This is a genomic window from Methylobacterium oryzihabitans (assembly GCF_004004555.2).
In the GTDB taxonomy this organism is placed as follows: domain Bacteria; phylum Pseudomonadota; class Alphaproteobacteria; order Rhizobiales; family Beijerinckiaceae; genus Methylobacterium; species Methylobacterium oryzihabitans.
The window spans coordinates 191,702-208,897 of the sequence record NZ_SACP01000006.1; the positions used below are offsets into that span (position 1 = coordinate 191,702).

Genomic DNA, 17,196 nt, shown 5'->3' on the forward strand with positions numbered 1-17,196 from the left:
CGCCGGCGGGCTGCCTCGGGCGCGATCGTTTCCAGGTCCGCCTGCCGGTCGGGCCGGGGCCCGCGATCTACCGCGACGCCTCCACCACCACCTCCCCCGCCCGACAGTTCTGCCGCGCCACCTCGGGGCACGGCGTGAAGCCGCGCAGGTCCTTCGAGAAGCAGATCCGCACCTCCTCCAGCCGTCCCGAGCGGCAGGTCACCGCCATCATGTCGGGGCGCAGGCCGGGATTGCCGGCGACGAACAGGCGGGCGATGTCGATCGGGGCGAGGCGCTGGTCCCCGTCGGGCCGGATCAGGCGGTCGGGGATCGTCACTGCGGCGCGGGCGCGGCGGGCATCGCGAAAGTAGCTCGCCGGGTCCTTGCCCGAACAGGTGCCGTGGCGGCGCCACTCGTGGCGGGCCAGCCCCTCGGTCGGGAAGACGTCGGCGGCCTCCTCCAGGGCGATGCGGGACGGCGAGCGCGGGGCGGCGCCGCACTCGCTCGGATAGCCGCGGTCGTATTGCGGCCACAGCCCGTGGACGACGAAGCCGAGGCGCTTGCCGGCGTCGCATTGCGGGTTGCCGCGCTGCTCGCCGGTCAGGGTGCAGAAGGTCGGCGACCACGACAGGGCCAGCACGTAGAAGTCGAACACGCCCGGCGTGCCGCCGCGCTCCTGCGCGACGGCCCGGGCCGTCGGGCCGGCCAGGGCCGCCGCGGCCAGGGCCGCCGCGACGGCGGAGAAGCGGCGCAGCGGGCTCAGGGCCGGGCCTCGCGGCACGAGGTGGTGGAGGCGTAGGCGTAGGCGAGGTTGCGGTCGAGGCCGTGGACGCAGAACTCGACCCCCCAGGTCGAGCTGATGATGCCGGTGCTCTCGCGCACCGAGTAGTCGACCCGCCGGCGCAGCCCGTCCGAGGTCGTGGCCACCGCCGAGCAGTAGCGGCGCGGGATGAAGTCGAGCCCCCAGGGCCGCCACGCCGTGCGCTCGATGCTGTCGAAGCCGACGATGGTGAGCGAGGAGTTCCAGAACTTCGCCTCCTTCTCGGCGAAGTTGCTCGACACCTCCTCCAGCACCGCCGGGTCCTGGCAGCCCGGGATGTTGGCGTCGAAGGGGAACTCGCGCTCCTCGGCGGGCTGGACCTCCTGCCGGGGAGAGCGGGCGCCGGCGGGGGCGGCCACAGCGACGGCGGACGCGGCGAGCGCGACGGTGGCGAGGAGCGTCTTCGCGGAAGGCAGACGGGAGTGGCGCATGCGGGCCTGGACCTCGTGGGGCGCGGGGGCACCGCGCCGGGCGACGGGCCCACCCCGGCCCGCCTGGAAGCGTGAGCGCCGACGATGCCGCCGGCCCTCCCCAAGTCAAGCCGCGGCGGCGGGCCGGCGCGCTTTCGCGTGCGGCTGGTGTGCTGCGGGCACACCCGTGCCCGCGCGCGTCCACAGCGCCGTGCCGGTCATGCGACGGTCGCGGCGGTGGTCCCGCGGCGCCCGACGCCCTAAGACAGGCGCGACCGCCGGATCCGAGCGCCCATGACCCTCGACACCCCTCCCGCCCCCAAGCCCGTCGGCCCCGGCGACCAGGTGCTCCTGGTCGACGGCTCGTCGTTCATCTTCCGGGCCTACTTCCAGTCGATCAACCAGCCCGAGCGCTACAACTTCCGGCCGTCCGACGGGCTGCCGACCGGCGCGGTGCGGCTGTTCTGCGCCAAGATCGCCCAGTTCGTGCAGGAGGGCGCGGCCGGCATCGTGCCGACTCATCTCGGCATCGTGTTCGACAAGTCGGAGGGCTCGTTCCGCAAGGAGATCTTTCCCGACTACAAGGGCCACCGGCCCGACGCCCCCGACGACCTCAAGCGCCAGATGCCGCTGATGCGCGACGCGGTGCGGGCCTTCGGCCTCGAACCGATCGAGCTGATCCGCTACGAGGCCGACGACCTCATCGCCACCTACGCCCGGCAGGCCGAGGCGCGGGGCGCCGGGGTCATCATCGTGTCCTCCGACAAGGACCTGATGCAGCTCGTCGGCGAGACGGTGCGGTTCTACGACTTCGAATCGGGCCAGAAGGGCAAGCCCGGCTACCGGCCCGAGCGCAGCCTCGACCGCGCCGCGATCATGGAGCGCTGGGAGGGGCTGGCGCCCGAGCAGATCGGCGACGCCCTGGCGCTGATCGGCGACACCTCGGACAACGTGCCGGGCGTGCCGGGCATCGGGCTCAAGACCGCCGCCGCCCTCATCAAGGAATTCGGCAGCCTCGACGCCCTGCTGGAGCGGGCCGGCGAGATCAAGCAGCCCAAGCGCCGCGAGACGCTCCTCGGCCACATCGATCAGGCCCGGCTGTCGCGCCGGCTCGTGGCGCTCGACGAGGCGGTGCCGGTGCCGGTGCCCCTCGACGCGCTGGGCCTGCCGAAGCCCGACCCCGAGAAACTCGTCGGCTTCCTCAAGGCGATGGAGTTCAACACGCTGACGCGCCGGATCGCGTCGCTGCTCCACGTCGACCCCGAGGCGGTGCGGCCCGACCCGGCCCTGCTGCCCGGCGGCGCCGATCCGGGCTATTCCAACCCGCAGGGCGGCAGCGACGTGACGCCGTTCTTCGGCGACGCGCCGGATGCCGCGCCCGTCGCCGAGGTCGACCCGTTCGCCGACCTCGACCTGCCCGACGCGCCGCCGCCACCGAGGAAGCCCGCCGAGGCGTCGCCCGCCACGCTGGTGGCCGCCCGCGCCGCCGAGGCGGTCAAGCCGTTCGACACCGGCGCCTACGAGACCGTGACCTCGCTGGAGCGGCTCGACGCCTGGATCGCCGAGGCGGTCGAGGCCGGCGTGGTCGCGGTCGACACCGAGACCAACGCCCTCGACGCCCTGAAGGCCGACCTCGTCGGGGTCTCGCTCGCCACCGCGGCGGGGCGCGCCGCCTACATCCCGCTCGACCACGTCGAGCCGGTCGAGGCCAAGGGCGACGGCGACCTGTTCGGCGGCAAGGCGGCGACCGGCGAGTTCCGGCGCATCGCCGACCAGCTTCCCTGGACCGCGGTCCGCGAGCGCCTGAAGCCGATGCTGGAGAACCCGGCGGTGCTGAAGGTCGGCCAGAACATCAAGTACGACTGGCTGGTTCTCGCCCGCCACGGCATCGAGGTGGCGCCGTTCGACGACACGATGCTGATCTCCTACGTGCTCGACGCCGGCAAGGGCTCGCACGGCATGGACGAACTCGCCCGCCGCCATCTCGGCCACCAGCCGATCACCTTCGCGGAGGTCGCCGGCACCGGCCGCCAGAAGGTGACGTTCGACCGGGTGCCCCTCGACCGGGCGACCGCCTACGCGGCGGAGGATGCCGACGTGACCCTGCGGCTGTGGCGTGTGATGAAGCCGCGCCTCGTCGCCGAGCGCCGCGCCACCGTCTATGAGACCCTGGAGCGGCCGCTGCTGACGATCCTCGCCCGGATGGAGCGGGAGGGCATCCGGGTCGACCGCGGCATGCTGAGCCGGCTGTCGGGCGACTTCTCGCAGTCGCTCGCCCGGCTGGAGGACGAGATCCAGGAGACGGCCGGAGAAAAGTTCTCGGTGTCGTCGCCCAAGCAGATCGGCGACATCCTGTTCGGCAAGATGGGCCTGCCCGGCGCCAAGAAGACCCCGTCGGGCCAGTGGGCGACCCCGGCGACGCTGCTGGAGGAACTCGCCGGCCAGGGGCACGACCTGCCCAAGAAGATCCTGGAATGGCGCCAGCTCTCGAAGCTGAAATCGACCTATACCGACGCGCTCCAGGAACACGCCGACCGCGGCACCGACCGGGTCCACACCTCGTTCTCGCTCGCCGCCACCACCACCGGGCGGCTGTCGTCGTCGGAGCCGAACCTCCAGAACATCCCGATCCGCACCGAGGAGGGCCGGCGCATCCGGCAGGCCTTCGTGGCCGAGCCCGGCCACAAGCTGATCTCGGCCGATTACAGCCAGATCGAATTGCGGCTGCTCGCCCACATCGCCGACATCCCGCAGCTCAGGCAGGCGTTCGAGGACGGCATCGACATCCACGCGGCGACCGCCTCGGCGATGTTCGGCGTCCCCCTCGACCAGATGACGCCGGACCTGCGCCGGCGCGCCAAGACGATCAATTTCGGCATCATCTACGGCATCTCGGCCTTCGGGCTGGCCGACCGGCTCGGCATCCCGCAGGGCGAGGCCGCGGCCTTCATCAAGCAGTATTTCGAGCGCTTCCCCGGCATCCGCGCCTATATCGACGACACCAAGAAGACCTGCCGCGACAAGGGCTACGTCACGACTTTGTTCGGCCGGGTCTGCCACTATCCGCAGATCCGTTCCAACAACCCGCAGGAGCGCGCCTCGGTCGAGCGGCAGGCGATCAACGCGCCGATCCAGGGCACGGCGGCCGACATCATCCGCCGGGCGATGGTGCGGATGGAGGGCGCCCTCGCGGCCGAAAACCTCTCGGCCCGGATGCTGCTGCAGGTCCACGACGAGCTGGTGTTCGAGGCGCCCGACGACGAGGTCGAGCGGGCGCTGCCGATCATCGCCCGGGTGATGGAGGAGGCGCCGCACCCGGCGGTGAGCCTGCGGGTGCCGCTCGCCGTCGAGGCCAAGGCGGCGGCGAACTGGCAGGAGGCGCATTGAGGCGGGGAGCGTCCGCGATGCCCGCCGTCAGCCATAGACGCGCGACAGCAGGCGTCCGACGTGGTGGTCGAGGCTGCGGTCGCGCTGCGCCGGACGGCTGAGGTCGACGGCGTAGCGGTCGCAGAACCAGGTGTAGAAGGCACGGTAGCGGGCGAGGCCGTCCTCCACGTCCCAGTCCCGGCACTGCGCCCAGGCCCCGTCGAGATCGTCGAGACGGCCCCGGATCGTCGCCGCGTCGTACAGAGTCCGCCCGAGGGTGACGATGGGCTTGCCGTGCAGCATCGCCTCGAAGCCCACGCTGCTGTTGATGGTGAACACCGCTGTCGATCGGGCGATCAGGTCGTGGATGTTGTCCTCCGACCAGAAGACGTTGCGATCGTCGGCCAGGGATCGGAAGGCCCGGGTCGCCTTGAGATTCGCCGGATGGGGCTTCAGCACGAGGCGCAGGTTCCTGCGCGTCGCGAACGTCGTCACCGCTTCCAGCATCTCCGGCAGCCGCACGTCGGAGAAGAACTGGATGACCTGATCGTGCGGAATCTGGAGAGGGATGAACAGATCGTAGTCCGGAGAGTCCGTCCGTGAGGACTCGCGCTGGGCCGCCTGGGGAAACTTGGTCCCGAGGGTCCTCCGATCGAGCTGCGACCTGTAATCGTCGAAGGCTTCCGGCTCACCTGCCGGGGTTCCTACCAGATCGCCGGGCGGAACCGGATAGGCCGAGGCTCCTGCGCCCCAGCCGGCCGGATCCAGCGTGAACAGCCAGGGCATGTATTCCTGCATGTAGAAATGAACGGGAAGGTCCAGGCCCGGCATCTGGAAATCGCATTTGTGGGCGACGAGTGCGAAATCGCCGCTCGACCCGTTGACCCGCTCGGGCGTGATCTCCCAGGCGGGAATCTCCTGGATCTCCATGCGCACCCCCTTCGTCTCGAAGCGGTTGGCGAGGAGGCTCGCGAATTGTTTCCACGTCAGGCGGACGGCCAGGGTGTCGTCGCTGAGGGCCGGCGCGGCATTGCCCTTGTACGGCTTCCACGGCAGGTCGATCCGGGGCAGGTAGAGGGTACCCGAGCGCGGCAGCCGCTGCCGAAGTCCGGGATTGGCCTCGTAGAAGGCGCCGACCTTGCTGTGGGTGAGGCGGCCGGCGCGGTTGAGGACGTGCTTGGCCTGCACCCGGGCGTATTCGGAATCGCCGAAGATCCTGAGCAGCGACGCGAACGGCTCGCCGAACGCCTGGCGGTCGCCCTTGGCCGACCACAGCGCTGAGCCGGCGCCGAACGCCTCGAAGTCCCGGAAGCGGCGGTGCAGGTCCGAGACGCGGACCTCCCCGGCCAACTCGGTCATCGCCCGGAACAGCGCCGCCTGATCGACGTACCAGAGCGCCTCGCCGGCCGCGAAGCGGGCCGTCAGGATCTCGGAGACGCGCGTGGCGAAGAGCTTCGCACCGCGCGTCGGAAACAGGACGACCACGCCCGCGGCGACCTTCTGGTGATCCAGCGTATGAGTCCTGTCCCGCCGCCACAGGGCGACGTCGGCACCGGCCTCGACGGCGGTGTCGGCCTCCAGGGAGCCCACCACGAGCGAGTCCGCGTCGATGCACATCACCGGCCCGCTCGCCTGATCCAGCAACGAGCGTGCGAACAGGAAGCGGGCCGAGGCGTAATAGGCCAGCCGTTGTTCCCGGCTCATGGGAGCCGGCGTCACGCTCGTGTCCGAGGCCGTGAGGACGGTCGTGTGCCTGACCTCACTGGCAAGGACCTCCAGTTCGGCCAGGTCGTCCTGGTCGTGATCGATCAGCAGGACGATGAACGTCTGTCCCGGCGAGAAGTGATCGATGCTTCGCAGAAGGGCCTTGGCGTAGGGCAGATAACGCTTGTCGCAGGCCGTCAGGACGGTCGTGCGAGGTCCGAGCGGATCCGCCGGCTTGCGCACCCATCTCCAACTGAAATCCATCGTGACAAGCCCTTCTGTTGCAATGGGTCCCGATCGGAAGGTTTCATCGGGATCGGCGGCTCGCAGGCGGATGGTCGTCCGGAGGCGAGGCGACGGATCGCCTGGATACCATCGCGCCGCCGGCGGGTGTCCAGAGTTGCCGGCCGCGTCGGGCTCCGCTACGCATTTCGGACGACGCGTTCCGACAACCGTATCATACCAATCGCCCAAGATGCTGACGCATCGACTTCGATCTCGGGCAGGCCCGAGATCGACAGGACCATTGATCCATCTCGAATTTGCGATGCCGAGCCCAGACGTTCGGGACCTTGGGCTTGACGGAAATTCAAGAACGGAACCAATGATCGTTTTCGACGACCGTTGGTATCACAGCAGCGCCAGCTGCCCGGTCTCCAGCCGCTCGCCGCGCTCCAGGGCGAGCAGCCAGCGCTTGGTCGCGATCCCGCCGCCGAACCCGGTGAGGGCGCCGCCCGCGCCGATGACCCGGTGGCAGGGCACGATCACCGGCAGCGGGTTGGCGCCGTTGGCCGCCCCGACGGCGCGGCTCGCATTCGGCCGGCCGATGCGGCGGGCGAGTTCGCCGTAGCTGATCGTCTCGCCGGGCGGGATCGCGGTCAGCGCCTCCCAGACCCGCAACTGGAACGGCGTGCCGCGCGGGTCGAGGGCGAGGTCGAAGCGGGTCGACCGGCCGTCGAAATAGGCGCCGAGCTGTGCGCGGACCTCGGGGAAGGCGTCGTCGTCCCGCCGCCAGTCCGGCCGGGGCGTCACCGCGCCCTTGCCGGTCGGAAATCCGAGCCGCGACAGCCGCACGCCGTCCCCGGCGAGCAGCAGCGGGCCGATCGGGCTGTCGAGGGTGGTGTAGAGCGTGTCGGGCATGGACATCCTCGACCTGCATCGCCTCGCGGATCGCCCGGCAGTGTAGCCGGTCGGGGCCCGGGCGCCACGGTGTGCCCCACCGTGTCGGCCGCCGAAGTGTGGATGGCGCCGCCGAGCCCGACCCGGCGACCGGGGAGACGATCCCGGCCGATCTCCGCCGGGAAGATCTTTCTGTCCGGTCTCCAGTTCACAGCTCCGGATCCCACAAATCGGCGAAAAAACAAAAGCAACTTTGCGTCATATCGAACTATAAGAATGAAGCGCATGCAAACGTGCGTGACCGGAATACAGAGTTCATTGATGAAGACGTTCAGATTCGTGGCCTCCCTGCTGACGCTCGTCGTCTCGCTCGGAGTCGCCGAGGCGGAGACGATCAAGGTCGGTGCGACCACGGGACCCCATGCCGAGGTTCTGGAGGCCGCCGCGAAGGTCGCCGCGCGCGACGGCCTGACCGTCCAGATCGTCGAGTTCAACGACTACATCCAGCCGAACGCCGCCCTCGCCGCCGGCGACCTGCAGGCCAACAGCTACCAGCATCCGCCGTTCCTGAAGGCCCAGATCGAGGCCCGCGGCTACGACATCGTTCCCGTGGGACGCACGGTGCTGTTCCCGATCGCGGTCTATTCCAGGAAGCACAAGCGCCTCGAGGATCTGCCGAAAGGATCGCTCATCAGCATCGGTAGCGATCCGGCCAACGAGGCGCGCAGCCTGATCCTGCTCCAGGAGGCGGGCCTGCTGACGCTGCGGCCGGGCTCCGAGGCCAGGGCGACTCCCCTCGACATCGTCGACAATCCGAAGGGTCTGCGCTTCCGGGAACTCGAAGCCGCGCAACTCGTCCACGCCCTCGACGACGTCGACGCCTCGGTCATCAACGCCAACTACGCGCTCCTGGCCGGGTTCAATCCGCAGCGCGACTCGATCCTGCTCGAGAAGCCGCAATCGCAATACGTCTGCGAGATCGTCGTCCGCGCCAGAGACAGGGATGCGCCGTGGGTGAAGAAGCTGGTGGCCGCCTATCAGTCGCCGGACGTGAAGGCGTTCATCGAGAAGCGGTTCCCCGGAGCCGGTTTCGCCGGCTGGTGAGGGACGCGTCATGGTCCGTCTGTGGAACGAGAACCGGGTGCCGAGCCTCAAGGGGGCACCGGCCGGCTTCGCCGGCACCGTCTGGCGCGACGAGATCGTGCGCGGGGGGCCGCCGCACGACGTGCGGGTCTACCGGGTGTCGTTCGAGCCCGGCGCCCGCACGGCGTGGCACACCCATCCCTCGTGGCAGATCCTCCACGTCGTCTCGGGCCGGGGGCAGGTGCAGCAGCGCGGCGGCGAGGTCCTGACGCTCGGGCCGGGCGACACGGCGTGGATCGACGCGGACGAGGAGCATTGGCACGGGGCCAGTCCCGGGCACCACTTCGTCCACATCGCCATCCATGAGGCCCGCCCGGACGGCGATGAGGTCGTCTGGCTGGAGCACGTGCGTGCCCCGGACGCCCCCTGAGCGTCCGATCCGGGCAGGCCGGCTCACCCCGCCCGCTTGGCCGCGTCGGCGAGGAACAGCTTGATCTCGTCGACGAACCGCGCGCCGTAGGCCTCGCGCTTGCGCTCGCCGACGCCGTGGACCGAGCGCAGGGCCCACAGGTCGATCGGCTTGGCGCGGGCCATCTCGATCAGGGTGCGGTCGGGGAAGATCATGTAGGCGGCCACCCCCTCCTGGCGCGCGATCGTCGCGCGCAGGCCGCGCAGGTGCTGGAACAGGGCCTCGTCCTCGTCCGACAGGCCGATCCCGTCGTCGCGGTCGGCGGCGGCGGTGCGGCTGCGGCGCTCCTTGGGCGGGCGGGGCTCCGGGTCGGGCCGCAATTGCACGGTCTCGCGGCCGAACAGGATCGCCTCGCCCTTGTCGGTCATCGCGAGACCGCCGTAGCCGTCGGTGTTCTCGGCCACGGCGCCGGCGGCGAAGAGCTGGCGCAGGATCGCCCGCCACGCCGCCACGGGCTTGTCGGACCCGACCCCGAAGGTCTTGAGGCCGGCGTGGCCGTTGCGGCGGATCTGCTCGCTCTCCTTGCCGTGGACGAGGTCGCAGATATAGGCCGCGCCGAAGCGCTGGCCGGTGCGCACGATGGCCGACAGCACCTTCTGCGCCGCCACCGTGCCGTCGACGAGGGAGAGGCCGCCGCGGCACAGGTCGCAGCGCCCGCACGGCCCGATCGCCTCGCCGAAATAGCCGAGCAGCGACTGGCGCCGGCAGGTGGCGCCCTCGCACAGGCTGATCATCGCCTCGAGCTTGCGCCGCTCGACCCGGCGGCGGTCGTCGGGGATGTCCTTCTCGTCGATCTGGCGCCGGCGCAAGGCCATGTCGTCGAGGCCGTAGAGGGTGAGCGTGTCGGCCGGCAGGCCGTCGCGGCCGGCGCGGCCGATCTCCTGGTAGTAGCCCTCGACGTTGGAGGGCATGTCGGCGTGGCAGACGAAGCGCACGTCGGGCTTGTTGATGCCCATGCCGAAGGCGACGGTCGCCACCATCACCACCCCGTCCTCCTGCAGGAAGGTGTCCTGGTTCCTCATCCGCACCCCCTGGTCGAGGCCGGCATGGTAGGCGAGCGCGTTGAAGCCGTCGGCGCGCAGCAGGTCGGCGATCTGCTCGGTGCGCTTGCGCGAGGAGCAGTAGACGATGCCGCTCTCGGCCTTGCGGGTGCGCAGGAAGCGGGCGAGCTGGCGGGTCGGCTGGTCCTTCGGCGCGAAGGTCAGGCGGATGTTCGGCCGGTCGAAGGAGTGGACGAACACCTCCGGCGGGCGCTCCCGCGGAAACAGCCGCTCGCTGATGTCGGTGCGGGTCGCCGCATCGGCGGTGGCGGTGAGCGCCACGGTCTGCACGTCGCCGAGCGCCTCGCGGGCGCGGGCGAGGTCGCGGTATTCCGGCCGGAAGTCGTGGCCCCATTGCGAGACGCAATGCGCCTCGTCGACGGCGAGCCGGCGCACCCCGGCGCCGCGCAGGGCCTCCATCAGCCCTTCCATCAGCAGCCGCTCGGGCGAGACGAACAAGAGCCGCAGCGTGCCGGCGCGGATCCCGCGCCACGTCTCGCGCGCCGCACTCTCGGAGACGGTGGAGTTGAGCGTCGCGGCGGCGACGCCGAAGCCGAGCATCTGCTGCACCTGATCGTGCATCAGCGCGATCAGCGGCGAGACCACGACGGTGAGCGACTGCTCGACCAGGGCCGGCAACTGGTAGGTCATCGACTTGCCGGAGCCGGTCGGCATCACGGCGAACACGTCGCGGCCGTCGAGGACGGCGCCGATCACCTCCGCCTGACCGGGGCGGAAATCGTCGTAGCCGAAGGTGCTGCGCAGGGCGGCGCGGGCCTCGTCGAGGCGGTCTGTCATCGGGCGGGGTCGGGACCGGGTTGGGGCGATTCGCGCCCGGGAGAAGCGTCGATGAACCCTTACCTCACGATGGCGGGATCGGGGAGGCGCCGCGGTGCCGCCGGGCGTGGCGGATCCGGCGCGGCTGTTCGTCGGCGACGATGTCAGCCGGACGGACACTCCGCAGGCACCGTGATCCGGCCGTCGCGTGGACCGCACCCGGGATTCTCATGCGACTGCGAATGATCTGAAAGCGGGGCGTGACGCTGTCGCGACAACCACGGTATGCCGTCGCCACGGCCGCTCCCCGCCGCACGCCCTCCGCGGCACACCGGGTCCATGACCAGCGCGACGTTCCTGCTCGCCATCAACTTCTCCATCGGCACGGCCTTCGCGGCCGCGTTCCTCGGGCTGACGTGGCGGTCGGACATCCGTCTCGGCCGCTGGTGCGCCGCCGGCTTCCTGTCGGCCGCCGCCACCGTCACGGTCGAGGCGTTCTCCCCGGTCCTCCCCTGGGTGCGCCTCACCTCGGCCGCCTCGTTCGGGCTGCTGATGCTGGCGCTGACCGCGATCACCGCCGGCCTCCTGCGCCATTACCGCCCCGGCGCCGGCCTGCGCTGGCTCGCCTCGCTCTACGCTCTCGCCGTCGTGTTCAACGCCGCCGTGGTGTTCGACCTCAAGCGGGGAAGCTGGGGACAGGCCCTCGGCTACCAGACCCCGTTCGCCGCCATGCTGGCGGTCGCGGCCGGGATCGTGCTGGCCGCCTCGCCCCGGCGGGCCGCCGACCTCGCGCTGGCGGCGATCCTGGCGCTCAGCGCCGCCCAGTTCCTGGTCAAGGCGATCCTCGCCGGCCTCGCCGGCGCGGGACCGGGTGTGCGCGACTACGTCCTGAGCACCTATGCGTTCTACTCGCAGACCGCGGGCGGCATCCTGTCGCTGTGCCTCGGGCTGGCGCTGATCGGGGTCGTGGTGCGCGAGGTGATGGAGGAGGCGCGCCTGCGCCTCCAGCGCGACGGCCTCTCCGGCGTGCTCACCCGGGCCGGGTTCCTGGAGCGGGTCGGCGCCGCCCTCGCGCGACCGGCCGCCGCCCGTGGCCGCGTCGTCGTCCTGTGCGACCTCGACCGCTTCAAGTCGATCAACGACCGGTTCGGCCACGCCGCCGGGGACGAGGTGATCCGCGCCTTCGGGGCGAGCCTGCGGGCGGGGTTCGGCGAGACGGCCCTGTGCGGCCGGCTCGGCGGCGAGGAGTTCGGCGTCGTGCTGCCGGAGGGCGGGCTCGCCGCGGCACTGGCGCGGGTCGAGGCGGTCCGGGCCCTGGTCCGGGTCACCCGCTACGCCCTCGTGCCGGCGGAGGCCGCCGTCACCGCGAGCTTCGGCGTCGCGGCGATGATCGAGGGCGAGCCGTTCGACCGGGCGCTGCATCGGGCCGACCTCGCCCTGTACCGGGCGAAGGCCGAGGGGCGCGACGGCTGGCGGGTCGCACCGGCAGCCGATCCCGGCGACGCCGCCCGGCCCCGGTCAGGGCGCCGCGATCCGCACGCCGCCCTCCCCCACGGCGACGAGGTCGGCCCGATCCCCTAGTTCCCCGAACAGGGCCGGATCGGCGCCGGTCATCCAGACCTGCCCGGGCAGGGCGTCGAGGGCGTCGAACAGGCCGGCGCGGCGGCGCGGGTCGAGATGGGCCGCGACCTCGTCGAGGAGGATCAAGGGCGCGATGCCGCTCATCCCGGCGACCAGCCGGGCATGGGCGAGCACGAGGCCGATCAGCAGCGCCTTCTGCTCGCCGGTCGAGGCGGTGGCGGCGGGCACGTCCTTGGGGCCGTGGCGCACCACGAGGTCCGAGGCCTGCGGCCCGGCGAGGGTGCGGCCAGCGGCGCGATCGCGAAACCGGTTCTGGCGCAGGGTCGCGCGGTAGCGGTCCTCGGCATCGACCGCCGGCCACACCGCCACGAGGTCGTCGATGTCGCCCTCCAGCCGGATCGCCGCCCAGGGGAACGGCGAGGCCTCGTCCCGGGTGGACAGAATCAGCCGGTCGAGGCGCTCGGCGGTCTCGCGCCGGGCGAGCGCGACGGCGACGGCGAGTTCGGCCACCTCGCGCTCGACCGCGTCGAGCCACGGGCCGTCGTCGAGCCGTTCCTCCTCCAGCAGGCGGTTGCGCGAGCGCAGGGCCCGCTCCAGGGCGCTGACCCGGGCGCCGTGGCCGGAATCGACCGCCAGCACCAGCCTGTCGAGGAAGCGGCGGCGGTCGCCGGCCGGGCCGCGGAACAGGGCGTCGAGGTCGGGGGTGAGCCAGACCACCCGCAGGTGCTCGGCGAAGGCGGTGGGGGAGGGGGCGGTGGCTCCGTCGATCCGGCACAGCCGGCCGGCGCGGGCGTCCTCGCGGTTGCGGGCCGGCTCCCAGGCGGTGCCGATGCGGTGCTCGCCATGCGGGCCGGCGAGGGACAGCGAGACCGCGAAGCCGCCGCTGCCGCCCTCCCGGGCCATCACGGAAAAGTCCGCCCGGCGCAGGCCGCGGCCGGGGGCGAACAGCGACAGCGCCTCCAGCAGGTTGGTCTTGCCGGCGCCGTTCTCGCCGACGAGGGCGACGAAGCGGCGCCCGACGCCGAGATCGAGATCGGCGTGGTTGCGGAAGTCGCGCAGGATCAGGCGGGTGACGCCGGCGGCGTCGGGGGCGGTCATCGTGCCGATGGAATGTCGGGGTGGCCGTTTCGGTCGTGCGCCCCGTGCATCAGGGCGTGCAATCCGCAGGTCCGGCGTAGCGCTGGCGAAGGCCTGCAGGGACGGCGTCCGCCGGACGATGGACGCCGCTCTCCCCGCCTTCCCTCCAGGCCGTCCTCAGGCGCGACGCCTCCGCCTCCTGCGCCCTCAGCAGGCGGAGCGCGTCGGAGACGGCATCGCCCTCCGACCGGTCGCGCCCGGTGCGCATGAGACCGTCGAGGATCTCTTCGGCCGGAAGGTCCAGAACCACGGATTTCGACATGCCGCCCACCCTGACAGGGGCGGGCGGATCGGGCAAGCCGGCCGCCTCACACGGTTTCTGATTGATCGCTCGGCGATCCCTGCGGGATCGTGGCGATGGCCGTGCAATCGCTTCGCGCTGCAAAAAACCGGCTTCGCTCAGGCGCCGCGCGAGTTGGTGATACGATTTTCGGAACTGATCGTCCGAAAATTGTATCACACCCGCATCGGCATCAGCACGTAGAGGGCCGGGGCGCCCTCCTTGTCCTGGATCAGGGTCGGCGAGCCCGGGTCGGCGAGGCGGAACAGGGCGGTGTCGCCGTCGAGCTGGGCGGTGATGTCGAGGAGGTAGCGGGCGTTGAAGCCGATATCGAGCGGCGCGGCCTCGTAGTCGGCGTCGAGCTCCTCGGTGGCGCTGCCGGAATCCGGGTTGTTCACCGACAGCGACAGGCGGCCCTCCGCCATCGCGAGCTTCACCGCCCGGCCGCGCTCGGACGAGATGGTCGAGACCCGGTCGACCGCCTTGGCGAACTGCTCGCGCTCCACCGTCAGGCGCTTGTCGTTGCCGCTCGGGATCACCCGCTGGTAGTCCGGGAAGGTGCCGTCGATGAGCTTCGAGATCAGCGTGACGCCGCTGGAGAAGCTGAACCGCACCTTAGCGGAGGAAATCTCGACGGTGACGCTCTCGCCGCCGTCCTCGACGAGCTTCTGGATCTCGGCCACCGCCTTGCGCGGCACGATGATGCCCGGCATGCCGGCGCTGCCCTCCGGCGCCTCCATCTGCACCCGGGCGAGCCGGTGGCCGTCGGTGGCGACGGCGCGCAGCTTCAGCGAACCCTCGGCCTCGATGGTGTGGAAGAAGATGCCGTTGAGGTAGTAGCGCGTCTCCTCGGTCGAGATCGCGAACTGGGTCTTGTCGATCAGCCGCTTCAGCTCGGCGGCCTGGAGCTGGAAGCCGTGCGGCAGCTCGCCGGCGGCGAGGTCGGGGAAGTCGGTCTCGGGCAGCGCCCCGAGGGCGAAGCGCGAGCGGCCCGAGCGGATCACCATCTGGCCGGTCTCGCCGGTGGTCTCCAGCGAGACCTGGGCGCCGTCCGGCAGCTTGCGCACGATGTCGTAGATGACGTGGGCCGGCACCGTGGTGGCGCCGCCGTCGGCGATGTCGGCGGGGATCGTCTCGGTCACCTCGATGTCGAGGTCCGTCGCCTTGAGCTGCAGCCCGGCGGCGTCGGAGCGCAGCAGCACGTTCGACAGGATCGGGATCGTGTTGCGCCGCTCGACGACGCGGTGCACGTGGCCGAGCGACCGTAGGAGGGCCGCGCGCTCGACGGTGACTCTCATCAGGGTGATCCGTGTCTCGTCCTGTCCGACCCCCACGGGGCCGGCACCGCATCTCTCGTCCCGCGCCGCGCACGGGAGCGGAACATTGGCGAAGGCGCCCCCCGAAGGCAAGCCGGGCGACTTCCTCGTTGCTCGGCCTCAGGCGCCGGCAGTCACGCGCGACACGTCGTGTCGCCGTGACTTTGGCTTTCGCTTCGCTCTGCGTTCGGGCGGATAGTCGTCCCCCCGAACCCGCTCCGCAGGGCGCTCTTCGCCCTCGCCATATCGCGTCGCCCTGCGGGCGACCGGATTGCGGTCCGATCACCCCGGACCGGATCAATCCTGCAGCATGCGCTTGAGCAGCTCGACCTCGTCGCACAGCGCCGTGTCCTCGCCGATCGCCTTCTCGATCTTGCGCACCGCGTGCAGCACCGTGGTGTGGTCGCGCCCGCCGAAGCGGCGGCCGATCTCCGGCAGCGAGCGCAGGGTCAGCACCTTCGACAGGTACATCGCGATCTGGCGCGGCTTGACCACGGCGGCGGTGCGGCGCTCGGACAGGATGTCGGAGCGCGAGACGTTGTAGCGGCTCGCCACCAGCTTCTGGATGTCCTCGATCTTGACCCGCTTCGGCTCGCGGTTCTTGACGAGGTCGCGGATGGCGGTCTCGGCGGTGTCGAGGGTGACGGGGGCGCCGGTGAGCGTCGCGTGGGCGAGCAGCCGGTTGACCGCGCCTTCGAGGTCGCGGCCGTTGGCGGTGATCGCCTTGGCGACGTACTCGGCCACCGCCGGCCCGACCTCGAAGGACGGGTGGGCGGCGCGCACCGCCTCGAGGCGCGAGAGCAGGATCTGCGCCCGCAGGGTCTCGTCGAGGGTGCCGATCTCGACCACGAGCCCGCCGGCCAGCCGCGAGCGGACGCGCTCGTCGAGGCTCTCCAGCTCCGCCGGCGGCCGGTCGGAGGCGACCACCACCTGCCGTCCGGCATCGATCAGCGCGTTGAGGGTGTGGCCGAACTCGGCCTGGATCGAGCGGCCCTGGATGAACTGCACGTCGTCGAGGATCAGCAGGTCGATCGCCCGCAGCCGCTCCTTGAACGCGAGGGCGTTCTGGGTCTTCAGGGCGTTGACGAAGCCGTACATGAAGCGGTCGGCGGTGAGGTAGGTCACCCGCCGCCCGGCCATCTTCACGGCGTGCCCGATGGCGTGCAGCAGGTGCGTCTTGCCCAGGCCCACGCCGGCATGGAAGTAGAGCGGGTTGTAGAGCGCCGGACCGCCGTCGGTGCGCGCCACCCGCTCGGCCGCCGCGTGGGCCAGCGCGTTCGAGCGCCCGACCACGAAGCTCTCGAAGGTCAGGCGGGCGTCGAGCGGCGCGCCGCCGAGGTCGCCGGCCTCGCCGGAGGCGGGAGGATGGGCGTGGCGGGGGCCGCGCTCGGCCTCGCCGCCCTCGGGCAGGGCGGGGGCGGACATCGCCGGGACCGGCCGCGGGGCGGCCGCCGCCTTGGGCGCCGCCGGGCGCGGCGGAGCGGAGGCGCCGCGCACGCCGACCGCGATGCCCTCGATGCCGTCGGCCTCGCTGCGGAAGGTGGCGAGCACCCGGTCGAGGTAGTGCGACTCGATCCAGCTCTTGAGGAAGCGGGTCGGCACGGTCAGCCGGGCGATGCCGCCCTCGACGTCCTGGAGTTCGAGCCGGGCGAACCAGCTCGCGAACACGTCCTCGCCGAGTTCCGCCCGCAGCCGGCGCTTCACCCGCTGCCAGGCGGCCTGCACCGCGCCGTCGCCCATCGCGGAGACGGGGTCGACCCCCTCCGCCAAGCTGCCGTCCAAACGCATGACTGGTCCTTCCTCGGACCGGTGGCGGCTGCCCGCCGCCGGCCCGTACGCCGATACGCTGACTCTTCGTCACGCTCCGGTCCGGGGAGCGCGCCGCCTCGTGGCCGGCGCCGGACGTCAACCGCGTCCGGCGTCTTTCCCGTGGTTATCTCGGATCTATCAACAAGAAGTCTCGTTTGTGTTAAAGCTCCGGTTCACCGGATCTCCACAATCGAACCCTTTTCACGGTCAGGCCGCGCCACGGCACGACCTTCCGGCCCGCCGGGGCGGTGGATGGTGTCGGATCTTGCTTGGAAATGCTCGGGAACCCGCGGCCCGAACCGCGGC

General features: G+C 71.4%; 13 protein-coding genes. 4 read left to right on the forward strand and 9 right to left on the reverse strand.

What is annotated here, in order from left to right; translation table 11 throughout:
• Positions 1-67: 67 nt before the first annotated feature.
• Positions 68-760 carry a ribonuclease T2 family protein gene (locus EOE48_RS08750; RefSeq protein ID WP_425463638.1) on the reverse strand — a complete coding sequence of 231 codons (693 nt, stop codon included), beginning with the start codon at positions 758-760 and terminating at the stop codon, positions 68-70.
• The gene (locus EOE48_RS08755; RefSeq protein ID WP_127728411.1) at positions 739-1,230 is read right to left on the reverse strand and encodes a hypothetical protein; all 492 of its coding nucleotides are present in this window, start codon (positions 1,228-1,230) and stop codon (positions 739-741) included. The genes EOE48_RS08750 and EOE48_RS08755 overlap by 22 nt, the downstream gene beginning before the upstream one ends.
• Before the next feature lie 273 nt (positions 1,231-1,503).
• Between EOE48_RS08755 and polA the strand changes: the two genes are divergently transcribed.
• Positions 1,504-4,596, forward strand: coding sequence for a DNA polymerase I (polA, locus tag EOE48_RS08760; protein WP_127728412.1), 3,093 nt, complete (start codon positions 1,504-1,506; stop codon positions 4,594-4,596).
• A gap of 27 nt (positions 4,597-4,623) precedes the next feature.
• Here polA and EOE48_RS08765 read toward each other — a convergent pair whose 3' ends face one another.
• Both EOE48_RS08765 and EOE48_RS08770 read right to left on the reverse strand, forming a co-directional pair.
• Positions 4,624-6,543, reverse strand: coding sequence for a capsular polysaccharide export protein, LipB/KpsS family (locus tag EOE48_RS08765; protein WP_127728413.1), 1,920 nt, complete (start codon positions 6,541-6,543; stop codon positions 4,624-4,626).
• Positions 6,544-6,909: 366 nt separating this feature from the next.
• Entirely contained in the window at positions 6,910-7,419 is a 510-nt protein-coding gene (locus EOE48_RS08770) for a methylated-DNA--[protein]-cysteine S-methyltransferase (RefSeq protein ID WP_127728414.1), read from the reverse strand.
• A 300-nt stretch (positions 7,420-7,719) separates the two neighbouring features.
• On the opposite strand from EOE48_RS08770, the gene EOE48_RS08775 reads away from it, so the two are divergent.
• A complete protein-coding gene (locus EOE48_RS08775) occupies positions 7,720-8,502 on the forward strand; it encodes a MetQ/NlpA family ABC transporter substrate-binding protein (RefSeq protein ID WP_127728415.1) in 783 nt (260 codons plus the stop codon).
• A 10-nt stretch (positions 8,503-8,512) separates the two neighbouring features.
• A complete protein-coding gene (locus EOE48_RS08780; protein WP_127728416.1) occupies positions 8,513-8,911 on the forward strand; it encodes a cupin domain-containing protein in 399 nt (132 codons plus the stop codon).
• 23 nt (positions 8,912-8,934) lie between these two features.
• Here EOE48_RS08780 and recQ read toward each other — a convergent pair whose 3' ends face one another.
• Positions 8,935-10,788, reverse strand: coding sequence for a DNA helicase RecQ (gene recQ, locus EOE48_RS08785; RefSeq protein WP_127728417.1), 1,854 nt, complete (start codon positions 10,786-10,788; stop codon positions 8,935-8,937).
• 318 nt (positions 10,789-11,106) lie between these two features.
• Here recQ and EOE48_RS08790 point away from each other — a divergent pair, with 318 nt between their 5' ends.
• Positions 11,107-12,348, forward strand: a complete 1,242-nt coding sequence (locus tag EOE48_RS08790) for a GGDEF domain-containing protein (RefSeq protein WP_187371353.1) — start codon at positions 11,107-11,109, stop codon at positions 12,346-12,348.
• Here EOE48_RS08790 and recF read toward each other — a convergent pair.
• From recF to dnaA, 4 genes are all read right to left on the reverse strand, one after another.
• On the reverse strand, positions 12,286-13,446 hold the full coding sequence (gene recF / locus EOE48_RS08795) for a DNA replication/repair protein RecF (protein WP_127728419.1): 1,161 nt from the start codon (positions 13,444-13,446) through the stop codon (positions 12,286-12,288). The two genes, EOE48_RS08790 and recF, sit on opposite strands and share 63 nt — an antisense overlap.
• 49 nt (positions 13,447-13,495) lie before the next feature.
• The gene (locus EOE48_RS08800; RefSeq protein WP_127728420.1) at positions 13,496-13,747 is read right to left on the reverse strand and encodes a ribbon-helix-helix domain-containing protein; all 252 of its coding nucleotides are present in this window, start codon (positions 13,745-13,747) and stop codon (positions 13,496-13,498) included.
• A gap of 194 nt (positions 13,748-13,941) precedes the next feature.
• Positions 13,942-15,063 (reverse strand): DNA polymerase III subunit beta, encoded by a 1,122-nt coding sequence (gene dnaN, locus EOE48_RS08805; RefSeq protein ID WP_127728421.1) that lies wholly within the window; start codon positions 15,061-15,063, stop codon positions 13,942-13,944.
• 315 nt (positions 15,064-15,378) lie between these two features.
• Entirely contained in the window at positions 15,379-16,869 is a 1,491-nt protein-coding gene (gene dnaA, locus EOE48_RS08810; RefSeq protein WP_127728422.1) for a chromosomal replication initiator protein DnaA, read from the reverse strand.
• Between the last annotated feature and the right edge of the window lie 327 nt (positions 16,870-17,196).

What these genes read in the sequence shown, in the direction of transcription:
- EOE48_RS08755 (WP_127728411.1), bottom strand. Translation starts at nt 1,230, where the DNA reads ATGCGCCACTCCCGTCTGCCTTCCGCGAAGACGCTCCTCGCCACCGTC.
- polA (WP_127728412.1), top strand. Translation starts at nt 1,504, where the DNA reads ATGACCCTCGACACCCCTCCCGCCCCCAAGCCCGTCGGCCCCGGCGAC.
- EOE48_RS08765 (WP_127728413.1), bottom strand. Translation starts at nt 6,543, where the DNA reads ATGGATTTCAGTTGGAGATGGGTGCGCAAGCCGGCGGATCCGCTCGGA.
- EOE48_RS08770 (WP_127728414.1), bottom strand. Translation starts at nt 7,419, where the DNA reads ATGCCCGACACGCTCTACACCACCCTCGACAGCCCGATCGGCCCGCTG.
- EOE48_RS08775 (WP_127728415.1), top strand. Translation starts at nt 7,720, where the DNA reads ATGAAGACGTTCAGATTCGTGGCCTCCCTGCTGACGCTCGTCGTCTCG.
- EOE48_RS08780 (WP_127728416.1), top strand. Translation starts at nt 8,513, where the DNA reads ATGGTCCGTCTGTGGAACGAGAACCGGGTGCCGAGCCTCAAGGGGGCA.
- recQ (WP_127728417.1), bottom strand. Translation starts at nt 10,788, where the DNA reads ATGACAGACCGCCTCGACGAGGCCCGCGCCGCCCTGCGCAGCACCTTC.
- EOE48_RS08790 (WP_187371353.1), top strand. Translation starts at nt 11,107, where the DNA reads ATGACCAGCGCGACGTTCCTGCTCGCCATCAACTTCTCCATCGGCACG.
- recF (WP_127728419.1), bottom strand. Translation starts at nt 13,446, where the DNA reads ATGACCGCCCCCGACGCCGCCGGCGTCACCCGCCTGATCCTGCGCGAC.
- EOE48_RS08800 (WP_127728420.1), bottom strand. Translation starts at nt 13,747, where the DNA reads ATGTCGAAATCCGTGGTTCTGGACCTTCCGGCCGAAGAGATCCTCGAC.
- dnaN (WP_127728421.1), bottom strand. Translation starts at nt 15,063, where the DNA reads ATGAGAGTCACCGTCGAGCGCGCGGCCCTCCTACGGTCGCTCGGCCAC.
- dnaA (WP_127728422.1), bottom strand. Translation starts at nt 16,869, where the DNA reads ATGCGTTTGGACGGCAGCTTGGCGGAGGGGGTCGACCCCGTCTCCGCG.